The following is a 6,926-nucleotide window of genomic DNA, read 5'->3' on the forward strand; positions in this document are numbered from 1 at the left end:
TTACCAGGCGTCGTGCTCGCCGCCCAGTGATGCCCAGTAGTTCGGATTGTTGGGCGTCTGGATGCGGACCCAGCGATAGGGCTTCTTCGACCAGGGCAGGATGTGCCGGGTGAGACTGTCCAACACGAGATCGCCGGAGAAGGTGCGCACCACGACGACGAGATGGTGCTCACCCGAAGGCACCACGACCTCGCTGAGCAGCACCGCGCGCGCCGGAAAGCCCTTCGCGATCAGATCGTGGCGTTTTGTTACGGCGTAGTCGTTGCAGTCGCCGCTGGCGGGATGCAGAAGCCACTTCTCGCCTGTCACGCCCTTCAGATTGGGTTCCGGTCGGATCGCAAGATTCACCTGACGGTTGACTTGGTTGAGCTCGGTCCAGCGCTGAGGCGTCAGCCTGAGCCGGCCGCCTCTGAACACCCTCCGGTGAGGCCTGCACTCATTCTCGTATCTGAGGCAGAACATCGTGAACGCCATCGGCGGCAGGGTCGTCGCATCGAACTTGATGTATTGAATTGCGCCGCGCAGCTCCATTGGAGAGGTTATCAAGTCCGCTTCTGCGTGGTGCGGAACCCAAATCGATACGATCGAGACGCTCGCCAAGAATCTCGCAGCCTTGCGCATCTTGTGCTCCCCGTTGGTGCGGAGGGGGAATTCACAAAACACCTCTCAAAGTACGGCTCACCGGCTGAATGCGAACCGATCAAACAACAACTTTAACAATCTTTGGATGTATTTGTTCCCTGGTTTGTTGAAGGTCGTTGCCGGGCACAGATCATCCTACGACCGGGCATTCGGCCAGGAATTCGTGAATGAGATTCCTGCCGTCCGTGGTCACGGTGGAAACATTCACGGCTGGACGATATCGAGAACCTTGCCGAGGTGCTGGCGGCCGCAGTCGCGTACGTAAAGGGGCGAGAAAAAGGTAGCGAGGAAAAAGCGCGCAGACGCCGTTGAGCGGAGCGAGCGCACCAATCCTGTCGGATCGGAAGACTTCAAGAGACGGGTCTTGCCACGGTCCGGCAATCCTGCGGAGCTGGCACGGTGAGACCACCGCGGATAATGGCTGGCCGGAATTTGCCAGCGGTGATGCATCCGTTAGGCGTTGCGATCGCCGCCAAGTGAGGCCCAGTAGTTCGGATTCTTGGGCATCTGGATGCGGACCCAGCGATAGGACTTCTTCGACCAGGGCAGGATGTGCCCGGTGAGATTGTCCAGCACGAGATCGCCGGAGAACGTGCGCACCACCACCACGAGATGATGCTCACCCCAGGTCGTCACGACCTCACTGAGCAACACCGACCGTGCCGGAAAACCCTTGGCGATCAGATCGTGACGTTTGGTCACGGCGTAGTCGTTGCAGTCGCCGCTCGCAGGATGCAGCAGCCACTTCTCCCCGCGCAGCCCTTCCAAATTGGGCTCGGGTCGGATCGCACCGTTGACCCGCTGATTGACCTCCTGAAGCAGAGCCATGCGTTCGGCCGTGAGCTTTAGACGACCGCCCCTGAACACGATTTGCTGCGGTCGCGGCTTACACTCGCCCTGGTACTTCAGGCAAAAGATCGTGAACGCCATCGGTGCCAAGGTCGGCTGGTCGAACTTGATGTACTGGATGGCGCCGCGCAACGCCAACGGCGCACCAACAAAGGCGGCCTCGGCCTTGTGCTGGCCCCCAGCCAATAGAGCGGCGGCAACCACCAGGAACTTTAAAGTTTTGCGCATGTCGCGCTCCCCATTTTTGTTGGGGAAACGCTACGCGAGACGTCTTGAAATCCGGCTCAAAGGCCGAGCCATCCTTTAATCAAAACCGCCGCGACTCCGTCACAAACAATTAAGAATACCGATGCGTAATTTGTTCTGCTATGAGCGATCATGACGTCCGTTCATGACGCCAGACGCGATTCGACCAGCTGATGGGCCTTTCCAAGCGCTTTCGTAAGAACGTCAAGCCTCGGCTTCCCGACGGCGTGAGGATCTATGCCATTGGCGATGTGCATGGACGCGCCGACTTGCTTCAGTCCCTCTTAACCGTCATCGACGCCGATCTTGCTCGCTCCGCTCCCGAACGAGCCATCCAGGTCTTTCTTGGCGACTATGTCGACCGGGGCCCGGACTCACGCGCGGTGCTTGATATCCTGATCGAACGCTCGAAGTCGCATGAGACGGTCTGCCTCAAGGGCAACCATGAGGTCTTCCTGCTCGAGGTTCTCAAGGACCCGGCACGGTTGCAGGAATGGCGCCACTACGGAGGCCTGCTGACCCTTGTCTCCTACGGCATTAACCCGACGATGAATCCGACGCCGGAGGAGCAGATTGAGCTGATCGAGGGTTTGAGGCGCGCGCTTCCGCCGGAGCATCTTTCCTTTCTTCAGCAGCTCCGCTCGTCCTTCGCGTGTGGCGACTTCTTTTTTGTTCACGCCGGCGTCAAGCCCGGGGTAGCGCTCGAACGTCAAAAGGACGAGGATCTGCTCTGGATCCGCGAGGAATTCCTCGAGTCCGACAGACGCTTCGGCAAATATGTCGTTCACGGCCATACCCCGGTCAGCGCTCCGGATATCCGGCCAAACCGGATCAATATCGATACCGGCGCTTATGCGACCGGCAACTTGACCTTGCTCACGATCCAGGGCGATAGTCTGCTCGCACTTTAGGGCTTTTGCAGAGTTGCTGGCCAACTCCCGCGCCCCGCCTCACGAGCCTCTCGAATTCATTATGAACCGCATGATCTTGCTTCGCATCGTTGGCGCCTGCATCGCAGTGATGTTGCTGCTTTATGCCGGATTGGGACTTTATGGCGATCTCACGCGATCGAACTTTCGGGCGAGCGATTTGTTCTTGGGCGAGTTTCCGCCCGAGAAGGTCAATGTAGCCTCATCGGGCGTTCTGGCGCCGTTTTCATTCGATGGCGACTTGCTTGCGAACTACGCGGCAGCGAAAGCCGCGGACTTTCTTCACCATCCCGCAGCCGATGCGAACAGCAGGGCTACCGAGAACAAGGCGGCCCAAGATGCCGTGGTTGCGGCCCTGAAAGTATCGCCGATCCGGCCCGCGCTATGGCTCACGCTCGGCACGCTGAAGGCGCAGTCGGGCGAGCCGGTGACGCCTGCGGTGAAAATGTCTTACCTGGCCGGCGCCGTGCCGGTCGCCGTTGCGTTCGCACGGATCCAAACCGTGACTTCGAGCGCGGCGGCAGCCGACGAAGAGATCAAGCTGCTGGCGCAATCGGACATTCGCTCGGCGCTCGCCAACCGCGCTGGCTACGAGCAGCTTCTGATCGCGGCCTACGTGCAGGCGACGCCGCAAGGCAAGTCGCTGCTCCTGGAGGTCACCCAGGGGACCGATCCCAAGTTCAACCAGATTTTGCGGCGGTACTGACGTTCGGGCGATTTAGCTTGCGGACTGGCTTGCCCTGAACTTTCAGCGCGCCGCTTTCGGAGGGATCGGCACAAAGTCCTGCTCGCGACGCGGTTGATCAGGTCGCCCTTGGTAGATGAACATCCCCTTTTTGGTCGCGATGATGTCGCCTCGCTGCAAGCTTTCGTCGTTGAGCACCCGCTCGGTTGCGACGATCTCTGGATCTTCCGGGACCGGCACGTAGAGTTCGGGGTGTTCGCGCCGCTCGCGCGCGACCTCCTTGCCTCGTCGCCTTGCATCTTCGATCCACTGCCGCCATTCCTCGCGCGTCAGTTCGGGCTCGCTTGGTGGAAGGTAATCGTTAAGCGAGGGCTCTGGCTCGGTTTGAGCAAGACATGGAGGCGAACGGGCCAGACCAACGGCCAGTCCACCAGCAATGATGACCGCTTGAGACAGCGCCGCAAACCGCTGTGCATAAGCTAGCGAGTGGTGATGTCGAAAGGGGTCGCACAAGCGATAGCTCCAAGACGAGACATAAGGATGACCACTGGCTAGCGGGAAGTCTCTTATCTCTTCCTCCTCAATCTATACCTTTGCCGATTGCAACAAAGCAAATTCACGGGCAAGGTCTGTCCTTTAGCGCACGAGGATTTTAGCATCGTGGTTCGCAGCATCGCAGCATCGCTTTGTTGGCTCTGTTCATTTGGTTTGGGATGCGGTCTGCGACGGCAGGTCAGATCGAATACCCGCAAGTCATCCATACGCAATACGAAGCCGTCGATCAGAAGGCCGGCGGTCACTTCGTCCCTTCGTCCTGTGGTCAGAGCGGGAAAAGATCTTCTAAGGCCTCGACCAAAAGCTTTTCCCGGGAGCTCGGTTTGTCGACATCACCCAGGTGACCCCTAGCGTGGGTTCGATCACACTGACCTATGTCGAGGTGCGGACCGTCAGCAGTCCGAGCAACTTTCCCACCGGCGGCGGGATGACGCCTAGCGGACAATAACCAGACTATCGCCTGCTCGACCCACTACCCCGCGTTCTGTTTCCGTAATAGGGCCGCGCGCGCCCTCCGCTGACCAGAGGTGGCTGAATCTGGCTCGGAATATTCGGCGTCGCCGTGCTTGGCGAGGGCTGCGATGGATTGACGATGATTACGTTCCGATTGGGGGTCGACGGATCATAGACGCCCTGGGCCCAGGTGCTTGGGGCCCAGATGCTTGCGGGCACAAGTAGCGCAGCAGCGATCAAGACTAATCGTTTCATGAGATATCTCCCGAGCGAGAACGTCAGGGAGGCGATCACTGTTCCTTCACGGTTGCTTGGGACCTCACCGAGGCACGGCGATGAGCTTGCCATCTCTCCAGACCCCTTGTGCCGTCTTTCCTGCAGGCAGGCTGCCGGTAAGGTTCCGGACGGCGGTGGGCCGTGAGGCGGCCTCGGTCGTCTGCGTCTTCTTTGTCGGTGTCGTCAGGATGCTGCTGCTGGTCACGTTGGCCCGATCCTTGACGCCTTGCGCAAAGGCGGGCTGAGCCATCAAGGACAAAAACGTAAGTGCTGTCAAAACGCCGCGCATGATCAAACACCGGAAAGAGGAACTCCGGCGAAATGTCACAGGTTCTTGCCCAAAAGCAAGCACCTTTGGTTGACCAAGACCGGCCCTTGGCAGACCTTGCCATCAAAAGCGAGCTGCCACGCGGAAGGTTAGAAGCGGAAAAGCCTAGCGAAATAGCTTTTTCCGGGTTACTTGATCGGCCTTGATGACCGACCCCAGCGACACTGCCGCCAGCGCTTCAAGGACGCACGCGATCAAGGCCGGGTTTGTCCGTCTTTTGTCCAGGCAGATCCGCGAGACAACTGGCGACCCGCGGCAGATCCGCGAGATCGTTTACGAGTTGGCCCGCATCAAGCTCCTGGAACAATTCACCCATGCCGACGCGCGGGAATCCCGCGAACTCCAGCAAGTGCTCGAACGCGCCATTCGGGAGGTTGAGCTTTCATTTGAACGCGGCACGCCTGAGCGCAACGCGATGGCCGCAGCGCCAGACATGGCGCTAGACGTCGTGTCGGATCCGTCGCCGGTCGGTCCTCCTGCTCCCCCGCCGATTTCGGCTGTCGCACCCGTTCCGACTTCGCCGCCCGTTCCGAAGCTTGCGGACACCCCGCCCCGTCCTGTCGCACCGCCAGGACCGCTCGGCCAATCCCAGCGGAGCGGCACCATCAACTCTCTGATCCGAAGAATGGCCACCATCCTCGTCATCATGGCTGGCGCCAGCGCGGCGGTTACGTATTGGCCGCTGTTGAGGACACAGTCCGTCGCACTGTGGCGGTCCGCAGCATTGTCCGAGCGTGCGTCGACAAGTCCCCAGCCTCAACCGGCCGCTGCCGCGAATCCATCGAGCAGTGAGACACTCGAACGGACACCGGATCACCCGAGGGAGCCGGCGCCAGCTGCGCAGCCCTCGATGCCTTTGCCGACAACGTTCGGCGTCTACACCCTGAACGAGGGCCAGCTCCAGGAACTCAAGCCGCTCCCCGGTAAGATTCCGGACCGCCGGGTCGCGATCTCGGCCGCCATCAACACGCCAAGCGCGACGACGCTGACGAGTGGAGACGTCAAATTCATTGTGTTCCGGCCCGACGGGGGTGTCGATGCAAGTGGGACCGAGGTTCGGGTGGTCGCGAAGGTCTCGCGGGCGATGGGCGTCGATGCCACCGGGAAAGCCGCCATGGTCAGCGCCGGCGATTCCTGGGTCATTCGCAGCATGTCCTTCCCCTACAAGGTGGGCCCGGTGGAGGATCAACCCAGGATGTTGTTGCTGCAACCCGAAACCGACGACTTCGTGCTGTCGCCCGGCCGTTACGTCGTGGTCGTCAAAGGCATGGGCTACGACTTCACTGTGGCGGGCGCGGTGACCGATCCCAATCAATGCGTCGAGCGCATCAACGCGGCGAATGGCGCATTTTACTCGCCCTGCCCGTCGCGAAGGTAGCTATTTGCTGGCCTTGCTGTCCTTCGGCGTATCCGCTGGCAGATCATCGACCTTGCCGTTATTCGCAACGCATTTGTTGAAATAATCGCGCTGTTCCTTAGCAGATCCCTTGGTGCTACCGGCGGCGGGATTGCCAATCTGCTTTGGCGGAAATGCCTTCGCAACTGCCGCGTCACATGTGCGGGCCACATCTGCCGTTATGGCCGAAGCCGTCGCGGGCACGGCCAACGCCAGGACAAAGGCAAACCCGATCGTCTTTCGCATGTTTCTGACTGACACTTGGCCGTTCCCCAATCCATTTCCGCATTCACCTGCAGAACCATATCAAAAAGCTTCCACAGGCCAAAGGCGAAAGCGCCGCGGCTCGTCGATTGCATGGTCTGATTTGTTGCTTGAACGAGGCGCCCGCGCCTCGACTTGACCGCAAACCTTGCCGCCCGAGGAACGGCTCCTGCTGCAACCGGATTAATAGGGCTGATTGGCCTTGGGGCAAGCCTGGAGAACGTAATCATGACATCACGCAAGCTCGCATGGTTGCTGGCAACCGCCGTTTTATCTGCTCCGACCGCTGCGATAGCGCAGGGC

General features: G+C 60.0%; 8 protein-coding genes. 3 read left to right on the plus strand and 5 right to left on the minus strand.

Features of this window, described 5'->3' with window-relative positions; genetic code table 11:
- A complete protein-coding gene (locus FXV83_RS39365) occupies positions 1 to 546 on the minus strand; it encodes a transglutaminase-like cysteine peptidase (protein WP_235940568.1) in 546 nt (181 codons plus the stop codon).
- 549 nt (positions 547 to 1,095) lie between these two features.
- Positions 1,096 to 1,719: a transglutaminase-like cysteine peptidase gene (locus tag FXV83_RS39370; protein WP_148745426.1), complete on the minus strand. Its 624-nt coding sequence runs from the start codon at positions 1,717 to 1,719 to the stop codon at positions 1,096 to 1,098.
- A 191-nt stretch (positions 1,720 to 1,910) separates the two neighbouring features.
- On the opposite strand from FXV83_RS39370, the gene FXV83_RS39375 reads away from it, so the two are divergent.
- Positions 1,911 to 2,648 carry a metallophosphoesterase family protein gene (locus FXV83_RS39375; protein ID WP_148745427.1) on the plus strand — a complete coding sequence of 246 codons (738 nt, stop codon included), beginning with the start codon at positions 1,911 to 1,913 and terminating at the stop codon, positions 2,646 to 2,648.
- A 61-nt stretch (positions 2,649 to 2,709) separates the two neighbouring features.
- The gene (locus tag FXV83_RS39380; protein ID WP_148745428.1) at positions 2,710 to 3,372 is read left to right on the plus strand and encodes a hypothetical protein; all 663 of its coding nucleotides are present in this window, start codon (positions 2,710 to 2,712) and stop codon (positions 3,370 to 3,372) included.
- A 42-nt stretch (positions 3,373 to 3,414) separates the two neighbouring features.
- On the opposite strand, the gene FXV83_RS39385 is transcribed toward FXV83_RS39380, so the two are convergent.
- Complete coding sequence (locus FXV83_RS39385) at positions 3,415 to 3,864, minus strand: hypothetical protein (RefSeq protein WP_235940569.1); 450 nt, start codon at positions 3,862 to 3,864, stop codon at positions 3,415 to 3,417.
- 814 nt (positions 3,865 to 4,678) lie between these two features.
- Positions 4,679 to 4,924: a hypothetical protein gene (locus FXV83_RS39395; RefSeq protein WP_148745429.1), complete on the minus strand. Its 246-nt coding sequence runs from the start codon at positions 4,922 to 4,924 to the stop codon at positions 4,679 to 4,681.
- Positions 4,925 to 5,108: 184 nt separating this feature from the next.
- Here FXV83_RS39395 and FXV83_RS39400 point away from each other — a divergent pair, with 184 nt between their 5' ends.
- Positions 5,109 to 6,341, plus strand: coding sequence for a hypothetical protein (locus FXV83_RS39400; RefSeq protein WP_148745430.1), 1,233 nt, complete (start codon positions 5,109 to 5,111; stop codon positions 6,339 to 6,341).
- Here FXV83_RS39400 and FXV83_RS39405 read toward each other — a convergent pair whose 3' ends face one another.
- Complete coding sequence (locus FXV83_RS39405) at positions 6,342 to 6,605, minus strand: hypothetical protein (protein ID WP_235940570.1); 264 nt, start codon at positions 6,603 to 6,605, stop codon at positions 6,342 to 6,344.
- Positions 6,606 to 6,926: the final 321 nt, after the last annotated feature.

This window comes from Bradyrhizobium hipponense, assembly GCF_008123965.1.
GTDB lineage: Bacteria > Pseudomonadota > Alphaproteobacteria > Rhizobiales > Xanthobacteraceae > Bradyrhizobium > Bradyrhizobium hipponense.

Bases quoted from the DNA above. Each gene is read 5' to 3' on its own strand.
- FXV83_RS39370 (WP_148745426.1), bottom strand. From the start codon at position 1,719: ATGCGCAAAACTTTAAAGTTCCTGGTGGTTGCCGCCGCTCTATTGGCT.
- FXV83_RS39375 (WP_148745427.1), top strand. From the start codon at position 1,911: ATGGGCCTTTCCAAGCGCTTTCGTAAGAACGTCAAGCCTCGGCTTCCC.
- FXV83_RS39380 (WP_148745428.1), top strand. From the start codon at position 2,710: ATGAACCGCATGATCTTGCTTCGCATCGTTGGCGCCTGCATCGCAGTG.
- FXV83_RS39395 (WP_148745429.1), bottom strand. From the start codon at position 4,924: ATGCGCGGCGTTTTGACAGCACTTACGTTTTTGTCCTTGATGGCTCAG.
- FXV83_RS39400 (WP_148745430.1), top strand. From the start codon at position 5,109: ATGACCGACCCCAGCGACACTGCCGCCAGCGCTTCAAGGACGCACGCG.
- FXV83_RS39405 (WP_235940570.1), bottom strand. From the start codon at position 6,605: ATGCGAAAGACGATCGGGTTTGCCTTTGTCCTGGCGTTGGCCGTGCCC.